At 46.2% G+C, this 24,891-nt stretch carries 19 protein-coding genes; 6 read left to right on the forward strand and 13 right to left on the reverse strand.

Annotated elements, in window-relative coordinates; genetic code table 11:
- Positions 1–30: 30 nt before the first annotated feature.
- The 7 genes from secG to BM122_RS05225 all read right to left on the reverse strand — a co-directional run bounded on the left by secG (position 31) and on the right by BM122_RS05225 (position 8,082).
- Positions 31–402, reverse strand: a complete 372-nt coding sequence (gene secG, locus BM122_RS05195; RefSeq protein ID WP_074904264.1) for a preprotein translocase subunit SecG — start codon at positions 400–402, stop codon at positions 31–33.
- A 17-nt stretch (positions 403–419) separates the two neighbouring features.
- Positions 420–1,175, reverse strand: a complete 756-nt coding sequence (gene tpiA, locus BM122_RS05200; RefSeq protein WP_074904266.1) for a triose-phosphate isomerase — start codon at positions 1,173–1,175, stop codon at positions 420–422.
- Positions 1,176–1,537: 362 nt separating this feature from the next.
- Positions 1,538–2,458 carry a sulfotransferase domain-containing protein gene (locus BM122_RS05205; RefSeq protein WP_074904267.1) on the reverse strand — a complete coding sequence of 307 codons (921 nt, stop codon included), beginning with the start codon at positions 2,456–2,458 and terminating at the stop codon, positions 1,538–1,540.
- Positions 2,459–2,791: 333 nt separating this feature from the next.
- Positions 2,792–3,136, reverse strand: coding sequence for a hypothetical protein (locus tag BM122_RS05210; protein ID WP_074904269.1), 345 nt, complete (start codon positions 3,134–3,136; stop codon positions 2,792–2,794).
- 268 nt (positions 3,137–3,404) lie between these two features.
- The gene (locus BM122_RS05215; protein WP_074904270.1) at positions 3,405–3,827 is read right to left on the reverse strand and encodes an acyl-CoA thioesterase; all 423 of its coding nucleotides are present in this window, start codon (positions 3,825–3,827) and stop codon (positions 3,405–3,407) included.
- A 48-nt stretch (positions 3,828–3,875) separates the two neighbouring features.
- Complete coding sequence (locus BM122_RS05220) at positions 3,876–5,660, reverse strand: AMP-dependent synthetase/ligase (RefSeq protein WP_074904329.1); 1,785 nt, start codon at positions 5,658–5,660, stop codon at positions 3,876–3,878.
- Positions 5,661–5,757: 97 nt separating this feature from the next.
- Positions 5,758–8,082 carry an acyl-CoA dehydrogenase gene (locus BM122_RS05225; protein ID WP_218151999.1) on the reverse strand — a complete coding sequence of 775 codons (2,325 nt, stop codon included), beginning with the start codon at positions 8,080–8,082 and terminating at the stop codon, positions 5,758–5,760.
- 327 nt (positions 8,083–8,409) lie between these two features.
- Between BM122_RS05225 and BM122_RS05230 the strand changes: the two genes are divergently transcribed.
- The 6 genes from BM122_RS05230 to hpnA all read left to right on the forward strand — a co-directional run bounded on the left by BM122_RS05230 (position 8,410) and on the right by hpnA (position 14,087).
- Positions 8,410–9,318 carry an MlaD family protein gene (locus BM122_RS05230; protein WP_074904273.1) on the forward strand — a complete coding sequence of 303 codons (909 nt, stop codon included), beginning with the start codon at positions 8,410–8,412 and terminating at the stop codon, positions 9,316–9,318.
- The gene (locus tag BM122_RS05235; RefSeq protein WP_074904275.1) at positions 9,315–9,962 is read left to right on the forward strand and encodes an ABC-type transport auxiliary lipoprotein family protein; all 648 of its coding nucleotides are present in this window, start codon (positions 9,315–9,317) and stop codon (positions 9,960–9,962) included. The genes BM122_RS05230 and BM122_RS05235 overlap by 4 nt, the downstream gene beginning before the upstream one ends.
- 422 nt (positions 9,963–10,384) lie before the next feature.
- Positions 10,385–10,525: an LPS translocon maturation chaperone LptM gene (gene lptM / locus BM122_RS22245; protein ID WP_218152000.1), complete on the forward strand. Its 141-nt coding sequence runs from the start codon at positions 10,385–10,387 to the stop codon at positions 10,523–10,525.
- Positions 10,522–11,781: a diaminopimelate decarboxylase gene (gene lysA, locus BM122_RS05245; RefSeq protein WP_074904277.1), complete on the forward strand. Its 1,260-nt coding sequence runs from the start codon at positions 10,522–10,524 to the stop codon at positions 11,779–11,781. The genes lptM and lysA overlap by 4 nt, the downstream gene beginning before the upstream one ends.
- 65 nt (positions 11,782–11,846) lie before the next feature.
- The gene (locus BM122_RS05250) at positions 11,847–12,908 is read left to right on the forward strand and encodes a phytoene/squalene synthase family protein (protein ID WP_074904278.1); all 1,062 of its coding nucleotides are present in this window, start codon (positions 11,847–11,849) and stop codon (positions 12,906–12,908) included.
- Between the two features lie 192 nt (positions 12,909–13,100).
- Positions 13,101–14,087: a hopanoid-associated sugar epimerase gene (gene hpnA / locus BM122_RS05255; RefSeq protein ID WP_074904280.1), complete on the forward strand. Its 987-nt coding sequence runs from the start codon at positions 13,101–13,103 to the stop codon at positions 14,085–14,087.
- A 3-nt stretch (positions 14,088–14,090) separates the two neighbouring features.
- On the opposite strand, the gene BM122_RS05260 is transcribed toward hpnA, so the two are convergent.
- From BM122_RS05260 to BM122_RS05285, 6 genes are all read right to left on the reverse strand, one after another.
- Positions 14,091–15,239, reverse strand: a complete 1,149-nt coding sequence (locus BM122_RS05260; protein WP_074904282.1) for a class I SAM-dependent RNA methyltransferase — start codon at positions 15,237–15,239, stop codon at positions 14,091–14,093.
- 99 nt (positions 15,240–15,338) lie between these two features.
- Positions 15,339–18,146, reverse strand: a complete 2,808-nt coding sequence (locus BM122_RS05265; RefSeq protein WP_074904283.1) for an Hsp70 family protein — start codon at positions 18,144–18,146, stop codon at positions 15,339–15,341.
- A complete protein-coding gene (locus tag BM122_RS05270; protein WP_074904285.1) occupies positions 18,143–19,993 on the reverse strand; it encodes an Hsp70 family protein in 1,851 nt (616 codons plus the stop codon). Before BM122_RS05270 ends, BM122_RS05265 begins: the two co-directional genes overlap by 4 nt.
- Positions 19,990–20,562 carry a DUF2760 domain-containing protein gene (locus BM122_RS05275; RefSeq protein ID WP_074904287.1) on the reverse strand — a complete coding sequence of 191 codons (573 nt, stop codon included), beginning with the start codon at positions 20,560–20,562 and terminating at the stop codon, positions 19,990–19,992. Before BM122_RS05275 ends, BM122_RS05270 begins: the two co-directional genes overlap by 4 nt.
- Positions 20,563–20,742: 180 nt before the next feature.
- A complete protein-coding gene (gene glgB / locus BM122_RS05280) occupies positions 20,743–22,920 on the reverse strand; it encodes a 1,4-alpha-glucan branching protein GlgB (RefSeq protein WP_074904288.1) in 2,178 nt (725 codons plus the stop codon).
- 70 nt (positions 22,921–22,990) lie between these two features.
- Positions 22,991–24,454 carry a glycosyl hydrolase family 57 gene (locus tag BM122_RS05285; RefSeq protein WP_074904290.1) on the reverse strand — a complete coding sequence of 488 codons (1,464 nt, stop codon included), beginning with the start codon at positions 24,452–24,454 and terminating at the stop codon, positions 22,991–22,993.
- Positions 24,455–24,891: the final 437 nt, after the last annotated feature.

Here is a 24,891-nt window from a genome sequence, read left to right on the forward strand (position 1 = left end):
AGAAATTAAATCCAACCCTAAACATTTTAATTATTCAGGTATTTCCCCAGCCTTAGAAGCAGCATCATTCACCGGCACTTCAGAAGAAGGTCTCGTATCTGTTGTTGTTTCTGCCTCTTTTACCCCAGCAGACTCCACTTCAAAACGTTTCATGATACTGGCGCTCTCAGTCCCGCCGCCAGAGAAATAGGCGAGTGACAAGCTAGTGATAAAAAATACCGTAGCGGCCAAAGCAGTTGTTCGACTCAAAAAATTAGCTGACCCACTTGCACCAAAAAGACTTCCGGCTGAGCCACTGCCAAATGCAGCCCCCATATCCGCGCCTTTTCCATGTTGCAACAAAATCAAAACTACAACTACCAACGCTGCTATCAGATGTATCGACCAAACTATTGTTTCCATTTTTTACTCTTAAGAAATCATTGCTGTGCGGCTGAACAGATTGAAATAAACTCATTAGCATTCAATGAAGCACCCCCTATCAATCCTCCATCGATATCAGGCATTGCAAATAAATCGCTGGCATTACCAGCTTTTACACTTCCTCCATAGAGAATCTGCACGTTAGCGGCCATTTCTGTGCTTTGCTTAGCAAGCTTGCTGCGTATAAAGGCATGTACACTCTGAGCTTGTGCAGGAGTCGCCGTTCTGCCCGTACCAATTGCCCATACAGGCTCATAAGCAATAACCGATTGCGCTAACGAATTAGCACCGGCTAACTTGATCACGGCATCGAGCTGCTCTTCTATTACTCGCTCCGTTTCACCAATTTCACGTTGTGCCAATGTCTCACCGACACATAGAATAGGTATCAAACCAGCGCTCTGTGCTTTTTTAAACTTCTCGGCTACGGTATGGTTATCCTCACCAAACAAAGATCGTCTCTCGGAATGCCCAACAATCACATAACGGCAGGCAAAATCCAGCAACATCTCTGCCGCCACTTCGCCAGTATAGGCGCCCAGATCAAACTGACTGACATTCTGTGCGCCCCAAAATATATGAGTATCTTTCAGAGCAAGCTGCACCGCTGGCAAATAAGGATATGGTGCACAAACTGCACATATGACATCCCGTAATTCCTTCGTACCGGGAATGATTGCAGTGAGTAACTCTTGGTTCTGAACCAGATTACCATTCATCTTCCAGTTACCGACAACCAGCTTTGCGCGCATCCTATTATCCTTACATATCAGAATCGGGAATCCTACCCGTGAAAAAGCACTGCGTCAATCTCTTGATAAACTATGCGTTAAGCAATTTGACCAGTTAAAATTGAATAATTTCTTCACTAAATATGTAATTTACAGATATAAATGTTTGAAGAAAAATAGATATTTTTTTACAATGCAATTTATCAATCTTGCGTGATGCTAACATTGCTGGGAAACAATGCTGTATTTCTGTTAATTTTTTTCTACAATCAAAACTTATCGAAACCCAAGCGCAGCTCATATCATCATTGCCATGAACCTAAGGCCGCTACTTTTGCCATTGCCTCAAGAATTACTCATCACTTAGGACTGGATTCCATCAATTAGATCGTGCCACCACTCTCGAGCCATACACGACAGTCGAGAGTGAGTGCTCGATCACAAGCAGCTTCATAGAGCGCCATCTCTTTGTCAGAAAGCACCTCACGCCAACGCCCATTTGTTCCCTTATGAAGAAAAGTTTGTGCTCCCCCCTTCCAGAAATGGCCGCCCCCTGGGGCGTATAGATCTCCCTGACGTTTCATTTCCGCAAAGGAAACTGCCTTGATGATGTCAGCCCAAGCATTCTCGGGCACATTAATTTCCAGAAATGCAGCCATGCGGCGCACTTCCCGCTCAGTATTTTCGAGCATATCGTTGTAGTGAAATAGCTGAATGTTAGGCAGGTGACGAAAATTCCACCAAGACTGTACATTGGAAAGATGCGACCAATATGGCCAACCATCAGTTTCCCACGCGAACGAACCGCGCGTTATCCAATTTCGCCAAAAGATATGGATATCATCTGGTGGTCGCGGCAATTCATCACCCACTCGGCCCGGCAGCAAATTCATCAGTGTAAAGAACTCATCCTTCATACCCTTATAATGATTCCATAACGACATGAAAACATCCCGCGGATCGCGGGCAATGTAAAGGTACTTAATCTTCTCACTATACAACATACCATCGAGCGGCAAATGCGTCTTGATGAAGCGACAGTGCGTCTGCGCTTTCAATCTGTTCAACACTACTTCAAGCGGCATAATGCGCATATCCAGCCACGGTGACATTTCCGCCGGTGCAGCTGGGAAATTTCCATCTGGAAAAAGAAGATGCGCCACAATAGCCTGAGTCCAAGTCGTACCTGCTTTATATGATGTGGCTACGACGATATCATTCGCGCGCGACTCGAAATAATCCCAACGGGTGCTGTCGAAATGATGATTCTGGTAGATACGGGAGCGCTTTGGTAAAGTTGGCATTCTAGTAACCCATTTTGAAATGATTTATTGGTAATTCCATTTTTAAATCAAAACTGACTTTGTCGGCTTCGCCTTGCCGTATTATTTATACTGTCTGCGGCTCGCCTTCGCGTCATTTTTGATTTAGAAATGGAATAACTTATAAAGAGACATTCTCAATCTGGCAGGTATGTGCCAATGGCTAATAAGATTCGCAGCAATCTTATCTTGGTTTATTTAGCTATTAACCTCTTGAGTGATTTGTTAATTTCATTCCGCTCTTTTTGCGATAACTATTGCACCAGGATACTCTCTTTACCAATATTTTAATTTTCTAGATTGTTCTGGAAATGATCAAGCTAGAATATCAGGAAATACAGTATTTTTTATTTTTTCGATCAATGACAATATCAATTCATTACCAAAAATATCATTTGATGAGAAATGTGGGATAGCGAAAGTTAAACCAACCTTTCTTATTGTTTTTTTATGTAATGAAAAAAGAATTTCATTATTTTTATAACTAAGCGCATCCTCACATGCGCTTTTAACTTTATCACTGATTCTCATTATTGGTAATTTCTGAATTGGATTAAATTCCAGCCATTTTGCCTCGACAATATCAAGATAATTTTCTAAGACAAGAACCATATCCAAACACGCTGAAGATTCATTTCTATTATCAATGACTTCACGCATAGTGGCATAACCTGCTTTTGCTGGTGAAACACCAAAAAGATGAGTATTGCCGTGCTCTGCATGAACATAGGGAGCATCAAATCCAGATGTGATTAACTATATCAATTAATTCTTTTTCCCATTATTGGAAGATTTTCTCCCAACATTCCAATATATTTTCATTTACTATTTCCAGCCCATTCATGCCTGTACATGGAAACTTACTAGAAATCAACCATGCGCAATGACGCAATCCATTACATAATAGATAAGTGATGAGTACGCTACACTATTCCAGCGGTACTACCCTTGGCCGCCGGTTTTCATCAATAGCTACGTAAGTCAATACCGCTTCGGTCACTTTGATACAGATCTCTTGTCCACCTTCCCGCGCGCCACGTTGCACATAAACCGATACATCGACGGTAATCGAGGTACGCCCTATCTTGATAATGTTGGCGTAGAAACTGACGATATCGCCCACAAACACAGGTTGCTTAAATACAAAGGAATTAACAGCCACTGTGGCGACGCGTCCTCGTGCTCGTCGGATGGCGGGGATGCTGCCCGCAATATCGACTTGCGACATGATCCAGCCACCGAAAATATCACCTGCGTAATTGGTATCCGATGGCATCGGTACCGTGCGCAAGATGGGCTGACCTTCTGGCAAGGGAACGTGTCGTGCGGGATCATATGGAATGTTGGACATTGCTGGCTTATAACGAGTTAGAGGTGGGTTGAAGAGGATTCATTTTGGTCAGTGTCCCGCGTATAAACGCTCGATCTCAGTCCTATAGCGCTCTAGAATTTTTGACCGCTTCAATTTCAGAGTAGGTGTCAGCATTTCATTTGCCACTGTCCACGGCTCAGGGATTAAAGCTACCCGATATACTTGGGCATACCCTGGAAATTCATGCACCTGCTGGCTAATCATTTCCAATACGATTTCTTCTGCTTGCTCATTTTTCGTCAGTTGCTGCGGGTCGGCTGACACTTGACATTGTGCAGCAACATTTTCCCAGCCACGCCTGCTCAATACCACCAATGCGCTCAAATAAGAGCGCCCTTCACCAATGATCATGACTTGCTCGAACAGAGGATTTCGCAAAATAGCGGCTTCCATATCGGCTGGTGGCACCTTTTCACCCGTGGAGGTCACGATAATATCCTTTATACGTCCAGTAATCGTGATGCGCCCTTGTTCATCGATACTTGCAATATCCCCCGAATTCAGCCAACCATCATCAGAAATGATGGCTCGGGTCGCTTCTGGATTATTCCAGTAGCCAAGCATGACATTAGGGCCGCGAATTAGCAGAGCGCCGTGCTCTCCGAGCTTGACTTCCACTCCCGGGATAGGCAAACCAACACTGGAGGGCAAGTTATTAGTCAGGCGATTAGCACAAACCACTGGACTCGTTTCTGTCATGCCATACCCTTGCAATATCGGTAATCCTAAGCCAATGAAGACACGTGAAATCTCAGGCGAAAGCGCTGCTCCCCCACTTAGCGCCAACTGTAACCGCCCGCCCAGCTTATCCATCAATTTCCGTGCTACCAGCTTATCCAGCAATGGCCATAGCAAATGAAACCAGTGCCAGGAATCACGTCCTTGCTGATGCTCAAATCGGCTGTAGCCGACTTCTACAGCCAGGTTGAATAGCTTTTTAGCTAGCGCTGGTCCCTCATCCAATTTAGCGCGTATGCCTGCATACACTCGCTCATAGATGCGTGGCACCGAAACCAGGACGGATGGACGAATTGTGAGCAAATCTTCCTGCAACTGTTGAATCGAGCGAGCATAAGCGATAGTGGCACCACACATCATGGGCACATAATATCCAGCTGTGCGCTCAAATGTATGAGACAGAGGCAAAAACGAAAGCAGCAGATCATCGGGTGTCACGTTCACGACCTGAGCAGAAGCGTAAGCATTGGTCAGAATATTATGGTGACTGAGCATCACGCCTTTGGGATGCCCTGTTGTGCCCGAAGTATAGATGATCGTTACAAGTGCATGCGGGTCGTTAGTCAGATGTTGGATATCGCCCGCTTGCTCCGGCAACCACTTGCTCATCGCAATCACCCGAGTGTCCTCTACCTGAACTGTCTCCTGCTCGGACAAAGTAATGATCACGATGCGCGACAACTCGTTGAGTTGCTCCTCTTTTACTAGAGAAAATGCTTCCCATTGCGCCAATTTCTCCACTAACAGCAGCTTGACACCAGCATTCCGCAGGCAGTAGGCTGCATTTTCAGCACGATCCTCTGTATAAAGCGGTACTACCACCAAGCCCAATCCAATCGCTGCCTGTTCGAACATCACCCACTCGTGGCAATTTCGCGACATCACCGCAACCCGATCGCCAGGAGACAAATTTTCACGCGACAAGGCAGTTTGCCAGCGCATGACTCCTTGTGCCATCTCAGCCCAAGCGTAATCACGCCATTTTTCAGCCACCACATCAAAATCGCGATAAGCCACGGACTCGGGAGAACGACTTACTCGTTCTTTGAATAAGCCATCCAATGTTTTAGCCATTTCTACCGGAATGACATCTGTTTTGCTGCACGGATGATCTGCCACTTTTTCTCCCTATTTATATTGACCATACTGTTTGTAGAAATCCCGCTCTATTTTATGATGTGGTGCCTGTTGCTTTCCCAAAATCAGGTGGAAAATCATCGACCATAATCACGCGACGCCGCAAGACTTTCATTTTTTCAAGTAGCGCCGCTTCTTCTTGATTAATGATACCTCGCTCCAGTGCCTCGGTTACTTTTCCATCATTGGATCTAGTCAATTGACCTGCCTTAATAGCGTTGCGCAATTTTATCTCGATGGCGTCGCATGCCACAGCACATTCCATAGCCTGTTCAAGATGCGCCAAGGGCTCTTTGTCATCTGTGGGAACATACATCCCTGCTGTCAAACGATCACGCACTTCTCCAGGCTCCAGAATCAGTCGAGCAACTGTGTGCGAAAGCGCATCTGAGGGTGGTGCAAATTTCCTCCCTAATGGGAACACCAGTATTCGCATCACCCAATGCATCAACCAGCTTCCCGAAAAGTTCTTCAGTAATTCATCGAAGGTCTGCTGAATACGATAGCGTGCATCTTGAATCGACCAATGCAACAGCGGTAAATCTGCAGCAGGTCGACCATCATCTTCAAAGCGCTTCAGTGTTGCAGAACACAAATACAGCATACTGAGAATATCGCCGAGTCGTGCAGATATCCTTTCCTTCCGTTTGAGTGCTCCGCCCAGCTTTAGCATCGCAATATCGGTAAATAAAGCAAACGCAGCGGAAAAGCGAGTCAATTGCCGGTAATAATCAGCGGTATCACTTAAAACACCTTCTGGTACTCCTTTGATATATTGGCTGCCCAAACCGAAGAAAAAGCTTCGGAAGATATTACGCAGACTAAAAGCAATATGTCCCATCAGTGCCCGATCAAATGCAATCAAAGCATGCTTTTTGTCTGGATCATTAGCTGCATTGATTTCTTGCAATGCGTAGGGATGGCCACGAATCGCACCCTGACCGAAAATGATCATATTCCGCGTCAAGAGATTGGCGCCTTCGACTGTAATGCCGACTGGAATCTGCTGATAAGTGCGGGCTAAATAGTTGCTTGGCCCCATACAAATGCCTTTGCCACCGTGGACATCCATGGCGTCATTGATCGCCTGACGGCTACGCTCGGTCAAATGATATTTAACAATAGCTGAAATCACCGATGGTTTTTCACCCAGATCCACTGCACCAGCAGTCATGACTCTGGCCGCATCCATCATGTAAGTGTTGCCAGCAATGCGTGCCAGCACTTCTTCCACTCCCTCAAAAAAACCAATGGGGGTCTTAAACTGCACGCGCACCCGTCCGTATGCACCGCATGTGCGTGCAGCCAGTTTAGCTGCCCCAGTACTGGTAGCGGGCAGGGAAATCGACCGCCCAGCAGCTAGACAGTTCATTAACATCCGCCAGCCATTACCCACTCCCCCACGTCCACCAATTACCCACTCCATGGGGATGAATACATTTTTGCCAGAATTTGGACCATTCTCGAACGCCCCATTCAACGGAAAATGACGACGGCCGATATTCACACCTGGCGTTTGAGTAGGAATTAAAGCTAGGGTAATACCAAGATCTTCTTGATCGCCAAGTAATTTGTTTGGATCACGTAACCTGAAGGCCAATCCCAGGATAGTGGCAACCGGTCCCAGCGTAATGTAGCGTTTCTCCCATGTAACTCGCATGCCGAGTACATCTTGCTGACCGTTATACTCACCTCGACATACAATACCCAGATCAGGGATAGATCCAGCATCAGAGCCTGCTTCTGGTCCGGTCAAGGCGAAACAAGGCACTTCAAGACCTTTCGCTAAACGAGGTAGATAATAGTTTTTCTGCTCCTCAGTCCCGTAATGCAATAGCAATTCAGCCGGACCCAGCGAATTTGGCACCATGACTGTTACGGCTGCCGTGTTACTGCGCGAGCCGATTTTCATCACCACCTCAGAATGCGCCAATGCCGAAAAGCCATATCCCCCATATTCCTTCGGGATAATCAAACCGAAGAATCCGTTATCTTTAATGAAGTGCCAGACATGCGGTGGCAAATCATAGCACTCGTGGGTGATATGCCATTCATCCAGCATTGCACAAAGTTGCTCAACGGGACCATCCAGAAATGCCTTTTCCTCCGGGCTGAGCGTAGGTTTGGGATAAGCTAGTAATTTGTGCCAATCGGGTCTACCGCTAAACAGTTCTCCTTCCCACCACACTGTACCCGCATCGAGCGCCTCCCGCTCAGTCTGTGAAATCTGAGGAAGAATTTTGCGGAAAATTTTCAATAGGAAATTGGAAACAAGGTTACGACGCAAAAATGGAATCACGAGAATAATGACTATGATCCCTATCAACGAAAAAATTAGCAGTAAAAAAGACTGAAGCATCGCTTTTCCTGTAAGAATTGAGAGTCTGATTACACTACCGCAGAAAATACTTGTGTCAAGCCTTACTGCGCTGAAGTTCTCAATGGTCTATCAAAATCCCTTTGAGGTGTTGTAAAATCGACTCATTCCATTTCTAAATCAAAAAATGATGCGGAGGCGAGCTGCAGACAGTATAAATAATACGGCAAGGTGAAGCCGACAAAGTCAGTTTTGATTGAGAATGGAATCAGATCATAAACAAAATAATAAGTGTCAATATCTCACTGACCGCTTCACTTGGTGTCATAATACCTACCTCTATCAGCAATTATTTCATTAGGACTGTAAATGGAAAACCGGGCCCATGCACTTGCAGCGGGTTTATTCGTCATTATCCTTAGCATGGCAGCGGCAGCTGCTATCATGTGGTTTAGTGACCAGAAGATACTGCATGACCACTATATTCTGGTATCGAAAGAAGGTTCCGTGGCAGGATTGAATCCTGAATCATCAGTTCGTTTTCGTGGTGTCCCTGTTGGCAAGGTCGAAAACATTAGGTTCGACCCGCAGAATCCGAACCTGATCTTAATACGCATCGCCGTGCGTAGCCATGTCGTTTTTCCAAAAAATATCTATGCACAATTATCTACTCTGGGAATTACTGGACTTGCATTTATCGAAATGAATATTGAAGGTAAAGAACCTTCGGATGAGCACCTCTCCCCAGATGAACGTATTCCTCTGCGCCCCTCTTTTGTCAAAGAACTTTCAACCTCACTGGAAGATTTACTCAATAATTCCAACCATGCCATCAAACGCATCAATTCTTTGTTAAACGAACAGAATCAGACGCAAATCTCTACTATCCTGACTAGTCTTGTACAAGCAATGCGCCGTTACGATAGTTTGGCAGATCAGCTACAATCAAGCATTCAATCTCTACCAGAGTTAACTTCCGATGTTGGGCTTATGTTTAAGCAGACCAATCAGCTCTTTTCAGATGTCAATAAAAGCTTGGTAAAAATCAATCAACAAAACGGCTTGGTAGATGGCTTGACACAGAATAGCCAGGAACTCACTGATACTTTGCTAAAATTACGAGAAGTCAGCACAGCCATTACAGAAAGCTCCTACAATATCAACCGTATGATACTTAAATTAGAAGAACAGCCGCAAAGCTTGCTATTTGGTGCTCCTCCTACTGTACCCGGCCCCGGAGAAAACGGTTTTGTACCGCCCCGGAAGATCATGCCATGATTAAATTCGCTATTGTATTTTTATTGCTTGCTGGCTGTTCGCTAACACCGCAAAAAAATTCTCCAGTAACCGTCTATGATTTTGGCCTTCAACGCCCTGCAGGACATAACAATCCAATTCCCTTTAACACAAGCATTTTTATAGCAGAGATTAAAGCTCCTATATGGTTGGATAACTCAGCAATTCAGTATCGACTTGCCTACCATGATCAGGCACGATCCTATGCCTATGCTAACAGCCGTTGGGCTGCCTCACCAGCAAAGCTGCTTACTCTGCGAATTAAAGATCACCTTATTACCCAGAATGGTATGATCAGTAGTCATGACGGCTTAAAGGCAGACTATACTTTGTACATCGAACTAGTGGAATTTACTCAGGTATTTGATAAGCCAGACAATAGCCTGGCTATTATTCGATTGCGCGCAAGCCTGATCGAACGAAATTCGCGCCTATTACTCGCTCAAGAAAACTTTTGTAGCGAACAAGCGGCTCCTTCAGCTGATGCGGCTGGCGCGGTCGCTGCTTTGATCTCAGCAAGTGATTCTGTATCGGATAAGTTAAGCCAATGGCTTAGCGATTATCTGACAAAGAATAAAAGAAATGTATCAGGGTCACCTCTCATTCCATTTCTAAATCAAAACTGACTTTGTCAGCTTCACCTTGCCGTATTATTGATACTGTCTGCGGCTCACCTTGGCGCCATTTTTGATTTGTAAATGGAATATTAGGGATAAATAAAATAAACAATTAAGCAGTTTATTTCAGCCTTTATCAGTTTTTTTATTTCTACCGTAGAAATTTTTGCCAATTCTAAAAAAGCATTTTTAACCAATGTATACAGAGAGGAGATAGATTCTAGCCAGGAGAGAAAGGGCTGTTCTTTCTTCAAAAATCCATTTCACCCACTGGATGATTGCTTCGTTCAACCGTAAAACCTATATAATTCCATGCTTACGATAGATTTTATAGATTCAGCCAAAAGAAATAGGATTAACAAAATTTCATTTCACATCTCTCTATGACGCGCTTATGATAATATCCGTCACTTTTAACTTTTATACATCTCGTGCGCCTACTGTATATCGCTGCTTTCATATCTTTCTGGCTGACTGCTTGTGGAACAAAAGGGCCGCTCTATCTTCCCCCCAAAGAATCTCCTCCAGCATCACAACCGTCTGAGGAGACAGAGACACAAAAAAATCAATGAGCAAATTCATATCATTTACTTATAATCATGATCAACTTTTCGCCGAATCGGCTTCCTTGATCGAGATTGCCAAAGAATTCGGCACGCCCTGCTATGTTTATTCGCGCGCCGCATTGGTTGCGGCTTATCAAGAATTCAATCGCGCCTTCGCTGGACGGGATCATCTCATTTGCTACGCAGTCAAAGCCAACTCCAATCTAGCCATCCTCAATATTCTTGCCTGTCTAGGGAGTGGTTTTGATATTGTTTCCGGCGGCGAATTACAACGAGTATTAAAAGCTGGTGGAGATCCCCAAAAAATTGTGTTTTCAGGTGTGGGGAAGAATCAGGATGAAATGCGTATGGCACTTACTGCAGGCATCCTTTGTTTCAATGTCGAATCAGAAATGGAGCTACTGAGTCTTAACCAACTTGCAAAGGAAATGGATAAAATTGCGCCAGTAAGCCTTCGAGTTAACCCCGACGTTGATGCTAAAACTCATCCTTATATCTCGACGGGCCTCAAAGAAAATAAATTCGGTATTCCCATGGCGGAAGCAGAGCGAATTTATCATACTGCTGCACATGAACTTCCTCACGTTCGCATCACCGGCCTGGATTGCCATATTGGCTCGCAGCTCACCGAAATCGACCCATTCATTGAAGCCAGTAATAAAATGCTGGCTCTACTGGATCGTCTGGAGAAACAAGGAATATGTATTGAACATCTGGATCTGGGCGGTGGACTGGGTATAAGTTATAGCCAGGAATCGCCTCCATCAATCAAAGATTATGTCACCGCGTTATGTAACAGTGTTGGTCAACGTAAGCAACGCATACTTATTGAGCCTGGCCGCTCATTAGTTGGCAATACTGGCTTATTATTGACGCGTGTGGAATATCTTAAACATGCTCCCCATCGAAATTTTGCTATTGTAGACGCTGCAATGAATGATCTGATGCGCCCAGCGCTGTACGATGCATACCACGAGATATTGCCGGTCGTTAAAAAGTCTAGTGAAGTTAATAATACTTACCAGGTGGTCGGGCCTGTCTGTGAGACGGGAGATTTTCTCGGACACGATCGCCAGCTAAGCTTAACCAAAGATGATTTACTGGCTGTCATGTCAGCCGGGGCCTATGGAATGAGTATGAGTTCAAATTACAATACTCGGCCACGGGCAGCAGAAATCATGGTGGATGGTCATGCTATCCATTTGATTCGTGCACGGGAAACAGTAGAACAACTTATTGCTTCTGAAAAGATACTGGACTGAAATCAGCTATGAATCAGTATAAATAAACATATTGTTTTTTCACAGTTAGCTGCCTAGATCGATTTATGACGACTTATACCATGGCCCACCCTGCCAGCATTGAAGATAATCGCTACCAGGAACGCATTTTGCAGGGGGTTTCCCGTACCTTTGCGCTAACGATCCCACAACTTCCCCCCTCACTCTATCCAGTCATCGGCAATGCTTATTTATTGTGCCGTATTGTGGATACCGTGGAAGACGATAATGGCTTATCCTCTGAGCAAACTCGCACGTTTGCCGAAATGTTTATCCAGGTCGTCAGCGGAAATGTCGCAGCTGAAGCATTCGCAGAAGCATTATTTCCCCTGCTTTCTGATCATACCATTCCTGCCGAACATGACCTGATCAAAAACACGCCTGCTGTCATCCGCATCACACATAGCTTTAATCCTACTCAACGCAAGGCATTGGAGCGTTGTGTTCGTATTATGGGGCAAGGTATGGCTGATTATCAGGATACCGAGTCACTAGCAGGATTAAAGGATTTAGCAGCCCTGAATCGGTATTGTTACCACGTTGCAGGAGTTGTAGGAGAAATGTTGACCGAATTGTTTTGTGATTATTCGGAAGAAATCAACCTTAACAAATCCGCTCTCATGAAATTGGCCATTTCATTCGGCCAGGGGCTGCAAATGACCAATATCCTGAAAGATATCTGGGAAGATAGAAAGCGCGGCGCATGCTGGTTGCCGCAAGATATCTTCAGAGAAAAAGGATTTGATCTTAATGAGCTGCAACCAGGATGTACAGATCCGCGATTTGATGAGGGTCTTGGCGTATTAATTGGCATTGCCAAAGCTCATTTACGCAATGCGCTGGCTTATACCTGCATGATTCCGCCCAGGGAAACGGGGATACGCCGCTTCTGCCTGTGGGCACTGGGTATGGCCGTTCTGACGCTGAATAAAATCAATCAAAATCGTTTTTTCATTGAGGGCGACCAAGTCAAGATTTCGCGCAAGAGTGTCAAAGCTACTGTGCTGATTACCAGTGCATTAGCCAACCAGGATTGGGCATTGCAACGGATGTTTGAATTGACTTCGCGACATCTGCCAGAAGTTGATATTCTGGGTAAAAAAGTGTAGAAGAATTTAATATCACTCTCTTATAATTCCATTTCCAAATCAAAAATGACGCGAAGGTGAACCGCTGACAGTATCAATAATACGGCAGGGAAATGTCGGCAAAGTCAGTTTTGATTTACAAATGGAATAACAGGATGGGGAGAACGAAAATAAGCTTAACTTGATATTTTCTCTAATGATTTAAGGTCCACTATGAAATCTCTGGTAACGGGTGCAAATGGTTTCGTTGGTTCAGCCGTGGTTAGATGCTTATTAGCAGCCGGTCATGAGGTCCGTGCATTCGTCAGGCCAGGAAGTGATCGGCGCAATGTGATGAAACTCCCCATCGAGATCGCAGAAGGCGATCTACGCGATGCCACCTCATTAAAGCGTGCGGTAACAGGTTGCCACTATCTGTTCCATGTCGCAGCAGATTACCGCTTGTGGGTCCCTAATCCGGCTATTATGTACGATATCAATGTCAATGGTACCAAAGCGCTGATCCTTGCAGGCGCTGAAGCTGGCATGGATCGCATGGTATATACCAGTAGCGTAGCTACTTTGGGATTGAATTCAAACAGCGAGCCCGCTGATGAAGAAACCCCCTCCAATTTGGCATCGATTGCTGGACACTACAAGCGTTCCAAATTTCTGGCTGAGCAAATGGTGCAACAACTCGTGCGCGAGCATCAGCTTCCGTTAGTCATTGTCAATCCATCCACCCCAATCGGTCCACGCGATGTCAAACCCACTCCTACAGGACGCATTGTGCTCGACACGCTGCGCGGGAAAATGCCGGCCTATGTCGATACCGGACTTAATGTCGCCCATGTTGATGACATTGCGCATGGCCATCTGCTGGCTTACAAAAAGGGGAAGTGCGGAGAACGTTATATTCTGGGCGGTGATAACATGACGTTGCTGCAAATTCTCCAGACCATCGATGACATCACGGGTAAGCCCACCAAGCGCAGAAGCATCCCGGTGAAGCTGATGCTTCCGCTCGCGCATACTATGGAGATGGTTGCCAAAATCACCAAAACCGAACCTCGCGCTACTGTTGATAGTATTCAAATGGCCAAAAAGAAAATGTTTTTTTCTAGCGCCAAGGCTGCACGTGAACTGGGGTATCAATCCCGCCCCGCTGTGGGAGCGATTCAAGATGCCATTGATTGGTTTAAGAATGCAAATTATTGTTAAGAGTTATTTTCTTAATACCGCGAGTGTTTCCACATGGGGCGTATGAGGAAATAAATCGACCAGCTGAATCTCGGCAATCGACCAGCCTTTTTTTGAAAAAGACCAAGCATCGCGGGCAAATGTTTCAGGATCGCAGGAAATGTAATAAATCGTCTTCAACGAAACAAAATGCTCAAAAAAACCCTTCATGTTTTTGAGCCCTGCACGCGGTGGATCGAGTACGAGGGTATCGGCATCAGCAATACTCTTTCTCAAAATCTTCCAGATAAAGGGTTTAAACAGATCAATGGGGCGCGCATCCACTTTGGGCAGATTCTTTGCGCGGAGCTGCTTGATGGCATCGAGCCCTGATTCATACGCAATCATTTCGCTGCATCCCGATTCAGCAATTACTTCGGTGAAATTACCTGATCCACAAAATAACTCGATGACTTTACCAACACAGGGATTTTCATTGAGTTTGCTACGCAGCCAGGATTTGATCCATTCATTTTGTGTACTATTCCCCTGCTTAAACGGTCGTTTCTGATTGAGTTGAACATTTTCAGCTGGCAAATCATCATCGACATCAATGAAATTCCAATCATAGCCAGCGCCAGGTGCCCAATCTTCGCGCGGCAAACTCTTGAGCATTCCTTGCAGAAGATTTCTACACGCATCGTTCAGCGTGATACAATCACCAACCGGTGCGATTTTATGGGAGCCCTCAGCCACAAAACCCAATTTCTCACCATCAGTTTTCACCTGAAAGCGATTGCGATAGCCATATAAAAAAGGGGAAGGATGCACTGGAGGGATGTTCCATTGCTCCACATCGAACCCGATTCTCTTCATGGCATAAATCAAACGGTTTCGTTTTTGCTCAAGCTGACTTTCATAATCCGCAATCATCCAGGGACAGCCCGAACAAGAATCCTCATTGACACCAAGGAAAGCACAGGCAGGCTGCTGCCTTTGGTCAGATGGCTTAATGAGCTGAACAAGCCTGGCATAGCCATACTTCTTATTATTCAACGGTCGGTCGATAACTTCAAATTCACCCAAATCTCCCGGCCATGTGCCAAACACAAAATAGGAAATATTTTCCTCTTCGCTTTTAACTACCCCTAGCCCTTTTTGTGACAAATGGGTCACTTCCCCCGTGAATTTCATCTGATCAGATGTTATAGGATTAAACCGCTAAAATTGATTTTTAGCAGCGCCTTGATATTGGAGCAAACTCTTGAATTCTGCATGTGTGTTCTTACAATCTTAATGCACCAAGCGCAGCCCGGGCGGCAGAGACTCCCCATACATACTCCGTTCGTCTGCTTCCTGGAGCTCAGTGGGATGCTCAACCATCTCAATCCATGATTCTGGACATTTCGCTTTTTGTAAATATTGGATAATTTGTGCACGCAGTTCTGGCGAAATATCCCGTTCCCGATCTCCACTCATGCGCGCCAGCATGGTAGCGGCAAAGGCAGCAGGCCGGATCTTTTTCCAGTCCAATTTGATCACCATTTGCAGCCAATTGGCGGCAATCTCTGCCGGCACAACATTATGTACACTGCCATAAAACGGTACTCTTGCCCCAATACGTCCTACCGCCCACCAGGTTTGCAGTGATTCGGACGCTTTTTGCAGGCGATCCAACAACCATTCTCCTACTTCGATTTTACGTGCTGCAGGCAAACGTTCCAATGTTGCGACCAGGCGTACCATATCATCATAGCCTTGAGGCTTTGCTCCCGGTGGTCGTTTCCGAGCACGCTTGCTTAAGGGCTGCAAGTCATAAGCGATATCATCAAGAATCTGGCACTGAGCCGGTTCACTTAAACCACCGCTCACGCGCCGCCACAAAATCCACCATTCCGCCCATACTGCTGCTTCAGTGGTATATTGCAATCCTTGCTCATAAATGGACCATAGCTGTTGCACTCGCCAATCATCAAGAGGATAACCAAAACCAGGGCGTAAACAAAAACCAATCAAATTAAACCATAATCTTTCATGCGCCGCGGAATAATGACGGCGCTGGCCACATTCCCATAGTGTGCCGAATAATTCCCGCAATAAAGGGGTATCCCAATCCTCGCGCTTACCTAACATCTTTTCCATATCAAATCGTAAGGTTTTTATGGCCTTGGGGCTGATCTTCTTTGATGGCGGACCATAAACCAAACTGAGCAGCTCACTTGCTTCCGCAAAACGAGGATGTAAAGTACTGGACATGCTGGATATGAGTCCACCCTTGCCGCCACGCAATTGAAACTCCAGCTTCCAACGCTGTGAAGGCTTATCCTGGGCAACACAAGCCATTTCAAGCGTACCGACTTCAGTCAAAGTAGTTTGTAGCTGCACCGGCACTTCAGCCGTTTGCGGCTGTGCCGCATCCTTATTCTGCGTGAGTACCGTGGCGATGGGAGGCAGTGGCGTAAACATGATGTCATCCAGAGTAACGATATCTCCCGGCTGGAACGTTGCATCGCTGATGGATGAAACGAGATGAAAACGGACGGGCTCACCAATCCGTAAGGCAAAATTACGTTCAGTCAATTGGAGCGGTTGGCCTTCTTCTGTGCCACGCGGCAAGATACACACCGCCTGCTGCGCTTCTTGTTCTGCAGCAACCTGGATAAAGTAACTCCGTGCTGAACCCCCACCGATTCGGATACCCTGGCCATGACGTGCCATAGCGTAAGCCACTGCGCCAGAGGCCACGGCAAGATCGGGTTGTGTGTTTAATAGATGTTGCAATGGTGCGCCGCGCCATTGCGCCAATATATCCAGCAAGCGCTGGGATAACAAGGTGCTGTTAAAAATGCCGCCATTGAGCAAAATAGCATCCGGAATCGGAATGCGATTATCGAGAGGTGCCAGCTCACCCAATGCCTCGCGCGAAGCCTGAGCATGCAGTGTGAGAAACGCAGCAATATGCCGGCTGATGGCTGGGTCGGACACATAAGGCAATCCAAACTCAACAATGCCACCGCGCATACGATGCGGAAGCTCATCCAGCGGTGTGATCGGTAAGAACCCATCCAATAGCATGCGATGCACCGTATCGCGGTTTAATTCAGTTGAACGCGCTCCACCAATCAGCTTGGCGCCTGTACCCAGAATGGTCACCATTATTTTTTCCGGCGCATCGGCATTCAACAAGCGCTCCTTGGCATTACGGCATTGCTGCATCAGTTGCGACAGACTAGCTGCACTCAGCGGCGCACCTGGAGTGGCCAACTGCCCTTCCGCGACATGCGCCAGTGCCAGATCCATGTTATCACCGCCTAACATAAGATGATTACCCACCCCAATACGGGTCAGATGCGCCTGATCATTTTTGAGCGTGACCTTGATCAGGGTTAAGTCTGTAGTACCGCCGCCCACGTCACATACCAAAATCAGGCGAGTATCGGCTAATAAGGTATGTAATTCTTGTTTATGGCGCGCAAGCCAGTCATAACAGGCAGCCTGCGGCTCTTCTACCAAACGTGCACTCGTAAGACCTGCCAAATGCGCAGCCTCCACCGTCAGTGTCCTGGCTCCTTCATCAAAAGAGGCTGGGATGGTAATGACGACTTCCTGCTTTTCTAATGGATACTCAGAAAATTGATGGTTCCAGGCACTGCGTACATAAGCCAGATAAGAGGCGCTGGCATGGACCGGCGAAATTTTGTCGATGCCTTCAGCCCCTCCCCATGGCAAAATCGGTGCCATGCGATCTACCGCCGCATACGACAACCAGCTCTTTGCACTAACCACCAAACGTCCCGGCACACGCGAACCCAGTTCACGGGCCAGTTCGCCAAATACCGCCCTGGGTTCCTGCGGATCGATGCGGTTTAACTGCCATGGCAAATGAAGATCGCGCTCGGCAAGTTCACCTGCCGCAGGATGATAACGTAAAGAAGGTAACAACGGCTGCGCGGCTACTTCACCGGGCGCGACCAACTGTTCTATGTTAAATAATCTAGGCGTAGGCTCGGGCTTGTTCAGGTCGACGTACGCCGCGACGGTATGAGTCGTCCCCAAATCGATACCGACGATATAGCGGGCTGGATTTTTTTCTTTATTCAAGGCTTGTTTTCCACGCCTCCACGTACATCAAACTCTACTTTCCAATGTTCACCATTCGGGGAAACTGCTTCAAGGTGAAGAGTACCCATTTCTGTGATAGCTGCTTGCAAATGTACCGGAACCACTTCCCCTGGCGAGTGATTCTCAGCAGGTAGATTAATTTCGATTTCCTCCAGCTCCTCTATTTCTTCTGGTAACCACTCATCCAGCATCATGCCCGCTTCATCTTCACGCCGCACCGATGAACCGAAAAAGCGAAACCTTACCGGCTCACCGACAACCAGACCAAACTCCTGGCTAGGTACTTCAGTACGCGTCCCTTCCTCCATGCCAAAAGGCGCAACGCACAGTATCTGGATAGGAGGCTCAACACCGGGAACCGCTGGCATAGCACTTTCTACCCCGATATAATATGACTTGGCGGTACCCCCGCGAATCCGTACGCCCTGGCCAAGTCTGACATAACCATAATAGGCTGCACCTTTCGCCACGGCGAGATCTAAATCCGCACCTTCTAACAAGCGTATAGTGGGAGAATTCTCCTTTTGTAACCAGCTATTGATTACTTCACTCACGCGTTCAGTCAGCAACGGTGCCTTAAACACTCCGCCATTAAACAGCACGGCTGTCGGATGCAAAAAACTTGCACCCTCTGCTAATGCATTTTCAAAACCCGTTAATTCTGCAGCAGCACCCACTTGTCGCGTCAGAAATGCTGCTAAATGCCTGGTAATAGCAGCATCCTGCGCATAGGGTAACCCGAGTTTGGTTAATGCACCACGTGGCCGGGAGACCAATTGTGCCATCACTTCCACTTTTGGAAAAAAACCCTCCACAATGGTTTGCATCACCTCAGCACGAGTTAATTCAGTGCGCAAAGTGCCGCCAATTAAACGCGAGCTCCGGCTGGGAACGACAACGGGAACTGTTTCCGCATTGGGATCATTGAGTAGGATTTCTTTCGCAGTACGACATGCATGAGTCAAGCCATGCAATTGCCACGGCTCAAGACGAGTGCCTTGATTGGCAAGTTTGGAACTGACCACATGGGCTAACGCCAAATCCATATTGTCACCGCCCAGCAAGATATGATCGCCCACCGCGATACGCTGCAAGACAAGATTACCTTCCTGTTCAGTCACCGCAATCAAGGACAAATCAGTTGTCCCCCCACCTACGTCTATCACCAGGATGATATCACCGGGTTTCACCTGCTTACGCCAGTTCCCTCCGGTTGCTTGTAACCAACTGTATAATGCCGCCTGTGGTTCTTCGAGAAGAAGAAATTGATCTAGTCCGATCGCCCGCGCAGCTTCAGCAGTCAGATCCCGCGCTGCAGGATCAAAGGAGGCAGGGACAGTGATCGTCACCGACTGTTGGGCTAAAGGTGCATCGGGGTGTTGGTTATTCCATGCATCGTGCAAATCTTGCAAGTAATGAATGGAAGCCTGCAAAGGTGAAATTTTTTCAATTTCATCGGGTGCGTCCAGTGGCAAGAGTGCTGAGCGCCGGTCCACTCCCGGATGGCACAACCAGCTTTTTGCACTAGATACGACCCGTATCGGGGTGCGCATCCCCTGACTACGTGCCAATTCACCCACGACATATTGTCGTTCGCTATCCCATGGCAGCATTAAATCATTTTGCGCAAACTCATCGGGATGAGGTAAGTATAAAAAAGAAGGAAGTAACACTTTCTCTTCTACGTTACCTGGTGAAGTCAGTTGGGGTATTCCTATGGTTGCTTGCGCCACCGTTTCTCCCTGACTTTGCGCCAGATCCACACAGGATACGGCGCAATGTGTCGTACCTAAATCAATACCTATGCTATATTTTGCTTCTTTCACAGTTCTATCTCTGCCGGAGCTAATACTTTCACATCATGACCTTCTGCGAGTTTTGGCAAGGTGATATTGTTAACCCGCCAGCCGCGGTGAACCAAAGTACCACTAAATGGGGGCTGACCAACCACTTTACCCGTCAAACGAATAGCTGAGGCATCAAAGCCCGCGTGCAACGTTACTCGCGCACCTTCTTGTTCCTCGCGCACAGGTCCCGTCATCATATGGTCATGCAAGACTTTCCGACACCCCTCATGCACTACTCTGACGGCTGCACCAATATCCGCATCGGAAAACCGCGCGACATCTTCCTCTATAAAATCAATAAAACGCCCCTCTTGCTGTAATAGTCCTAACAACTGCAGCGCCGAATCGGGTGGTGCTTCCTTCAGCATCGGCGCCACTGCCTGAGGCCTGGCTTCGATGGGAGGTGTCTCACTGGCGGAAGCGGTGATTTCACCTTTACCTATGCGCAAGACGGCACCAGCAAATTCCTTATTAAAGAGGAAGCGAAAATAAACACCGAATGCGAGAAAAAATCGAACAAAAAATCCTGGTACAGCCGGCTCACTCATTGTCCTTTCCTTTTTATTTTCAAGATGAGATTATGCTATCACGTATCGCAGGAACAGTGATCTAGCCTGGATGATAAACAATAGCGAAAACATAAAACTCAATAACAAACTATAAGGTATTTCGAATGTCTGCGATCAACCAGGCAATCCAGACTAGCCTCAATATCTCATAAATTTACGTCATGAAATCAATTTTTCCAGAATGATTGCGCCTAATGGCGGCAGCGTTAAGCTTATGGAATACGGTCTTCCGTTCCATTCTATGGCTTCTGCCACTAGATTTACATCACCATTGCCTACATTACTCCCCGCATAAAAATTCGAATCCGAATTAAAAATTTCTTTATAAGCACCAGATTCTGGCACACCCATTCTGTAATTTTCATGGAGGACAGGGGTAAGATTAAGTGCAACCACCAGAAAATTCTCATCTGACTTTCGTAGATAGGTTAAAATCGAATTTCTGTTGTCATTACAATCAATCCATTCAAATCCCTGCCACTCAAAATCATATTGATGAAGCGCTGTAGTGTGGTGATACAGGTGATTCAAATCCTTTACTAGCAGTTGCACACCTTTATGGTAAGCATACTCAAGTACATACCAATCTAGAACTCCAGCACTGTCCCATTCAAGCCCCTGACCAAATTCTGTCCCCATAAAGAGTAATTTTTTACCGGGATGAGTAAACAGATAAGTATAGATCAGTCGCAAGTTGGCAAAACGTTGCCGCTCATCACCGGGCATCTTGTTCAGCATGGAACCCTTGCCGTGCACGACTTCATCGTGAGAAAACGGCAAAATGAAGTTCTCTGAAAAAGCATACAGCATACTGAACGTAAGGGTATTGTAATGGTACTGTCGATAAATGGGATCTTTGGACCAATAGGCCAGAGAATCATTCATCCACCCCATATTCCATTTGATATCAAAACCCAGTCCGCCGCTATCGGCAGGTTTGGTCACTTGTGGCCAAGAGGTGGATTCTTCTGCAAAGATCAGCACGCCAGGACACTGACCATGAACAACGGTGTTGACTTGACGCAAAAAATCAATCGCTTCCAGGTTTTCTCTGCCACCGAATTGATTAGGTATCCATTCTGTGCGCGAGTAGTCAAGGTAGAGCATGGAGGCCACTGCATCCACCCGTAATCCGTCAATATGGAATTGTTCCAACCAATAAAGCGCACTTGAGAGCAGGAAATTTTTTACTTCATGGCGGCTATAGTTAAAAATCAAGGTGGACCAGTCCAAGTGTTCACCTTTACGTGGATCGCCATGCTCGTATAGCGGCGTGCCATCAAAACGTGCTAAGCCATGCGCATCCTTGGGAAAATGCGCAGGCACCCAATCGAGAATAACCCCGATATTATGCTGGTGCAGATAATCGACAAAATAACAAAAATCATCTGGAGAACCAAATCGGCTGGTAGGCGCATAATATCCAGTAACTTGATAACCCCAAGAAAGATCGAAAGGATGCTCGGTTACTGGCAACAGTTCGATGTGAGTGAAACCCATTTCAATCACATAAGGCACCAGCCGATTGGCTATTTCCCGATAGTTAAGAAATTCACCTTCCATGCCACGTTGCCACGAACCCAGGTGAATTTCGTAGATTGACACGGGTTGATGTTGCCAGTCAAACTGGCTACGTTGCTCCAGCCAATTTTGGTCACCCCATTGATAGCTGGTTTCTTTAGCAATGATCGATGCGTTGCGTGGACGTAGTTCAAATTCTTGTCCATACGGGTCAATTTTCGAATGGATAGTACCGTGCTCCCGATTACGAATCTCATATTTATAGAGCATGCCGGGATGAACATCAGGGATAAAAAGCTCCCATACGCCATAACCCTGACGGACACGCATCGGATGGCAACGGCCATCCCAGCGATTAAAATCACCGATAACGCTCACACGTTCTGCGCTAGGCGCCCATACAGAGAACAGCGTTCCCCTGACATTGTCAACTTCGTGTGGATGAGCGCCCAAAAAACGGTAAGCATGCCAATGTTTTCCTTCAGCAAATAAGTGAAGATCAAAATCACTAAGCTGAGGCAGGTAGGTATAGGGATCATGAGCAATATGTTCGTAATTATCGTAGTCGTGCCAGATAAAACGGTAGTGTTGCGGCAGGTTGCGGCCGTCACCTTGCCATTCAAAAAGGTCAGTGTCACCCACTCGTTGCATAGTCAGTCCGTTTTCTGCAATCGTGACAGATTTAGCATGGGGTTTGAAGGCACGGACAATTGTCATGCCCTCCTTATCATGACGGCCTAATAGAGTAAAAGGATCGTGATGACGTGCTGCAATTATCTTTGCAATGTCATTGGCAATGTCATTGTTTAAAGGCATAATTTATTCCTTATAGCTGGATCGCACTTAATAATGCGGGTTATCCACCATTCAATGTTTGGTATGTTTACTAAAAATCCTTCTTAAGGATTTCATAAGCGCGGCGGCATATTTCACGCCCATAATCAGTCCACAAGCCTTGTCCCCAGTAGCGATAACAGCTTGTTTGCGAGCAAAGCAGATGAAAAAGGGCATTACGATAGTGATGTTCATTCGTGGCACAGCCTGGTTTAAGCGCTGTGGTGTAAAACAGCTTGCTCACTTCTTGCAAGGGTCCGATAACACTCTCATAGCCTTTTACCCAAGAAAAATCATTGGTCCAACTACCCCCTTCCATATGAAAACTGTGATCTTCCCGCGATAGCGCTTCAATGGCGGCATGGAGTTTGTCTGGACCATCCCCTGGTTTGATATACGCCCAAATCTTTTTATGAAACAAGGGGCGGATGACGGGAAAATCTTCTTCCTTAAGCTGAATGGAATAGAGGTATTCCAGATATTCACTGACGTTGACGCCAGGTGTATCGCTATAAGAACACTCGCGCATAACCTCTTTGTATTTGGACGGGAATTCATTCATCATAACCCCCCCATTTTCACCATCGGCGATTTGACTGACCACTAGCGGAATATTCTTGCTAGCAAATTCTGTCCGCGACAAGCCTTTCGCTTCGTAATAAGGCTGCATTTGGCCAACAAGTTTAGTATCTGAGCCTTGGGTTTTGATAATAGCAACGATGCTTGCGGTTGCGCCGTTGGAGTGAGTGCAGACCAAGCGATGCGGTAAATGAGGTTGTCGCGACGAGCAGCCACTTTCCAGCTCCTCGACTGAATGCTCTTGAACCAACACCCATTGATAGCCGCACTCTTTTAATGTTTTGACGAATTCATAAGCCACATCGGGATGGTTAGGTAAAGCCATTTCCGAAGGAGAAAAACCGCGCACCCGCTTAAGTGCCTCTAATCCAAAGATTGCAGCAAAATGATGCTGCCAGGCCTTCACGTGCAGGCGATAGTCCTGCACGGGAGTAGAAGGTGCCACGGAATGACCCCAAGGGCAACCCAGCCATTCTACGGCGCGACTATATTCAGGGTTGCAGGTAATTCCTTTAAGGCTGTCTATCACATCATGACGCCCCATACTGAGTATGCCATGCAACAGGGTGCCTGAATACTCCAACATGATTTTTGGGTTTTTACCCTCATGAATCAATTGTGGAATATATTCACCCATCCGCTTATAGCAATAAGCAAACACAGGGGCGTTGTGATTATCGCCGCTGTTCTGATGTTCCATCATGTACTGCAAATTACTGATGATGGCAGCGGTCTGTAGATGATCACCACCCGCAGGAATAAGCGGCTGATGCATGTGCAGCGCGCAAGCAAATGCGCTTTTTATGCGATTGAAATCTATCCCGCTATGCGGCAAGAATACAAAATCATCTTCACATTCCCGAATGACCTTTGCAACAAGATCTTCTGATCCACAAATATTGGGTAAGCCGTTGATATATTCGGGTAACTGGTTCATTGTTGTGAACTTCCTTATCTGGTTTTTCTCAAACAATGCACTGTGGTTATTCTATATCGAATATATATTCATAAAAAACCTTCTGCGCAACCCTGAAAATTTTGCTATGGAAAAGGAATATCTCTAAATGACAGTTTTACCCGAAATTTTTGGCAAAAAGCAAAGCCTTACTGTTTTTTTAGGCCATTTTTTCCTTATTATGCCCTATTTAGACAGACTACTCCCCTGATGATTCGTCTACAAAATTTTTATTGACAGTTTCTCTCAGATTCATGCATTCAATATGCCATCAATTACCGTACCCGCCGCACCTTTCATCGTCAAAACCGCGTGGTTGAATCTGTCCATTGATAAATGCAAAAAACCTTCTAGGTTTAGTGTGTACCATCAACCGGCTATGAAACTGGCACAGTGTCGTTTTTATAAGGTATTGCATC

Origin of the sequence: Nitrosomonas communis (assembly GCF_900114745.1) — a bacterium.
GTDB classification, from domain to species: domain Bacteria; phylum Pseudomonadota; class Gammaproteobacteria; order Burkholderiales; family Nitrosomonadaceae; genus Nitrosomonas; species Nitrosomonas communis_A.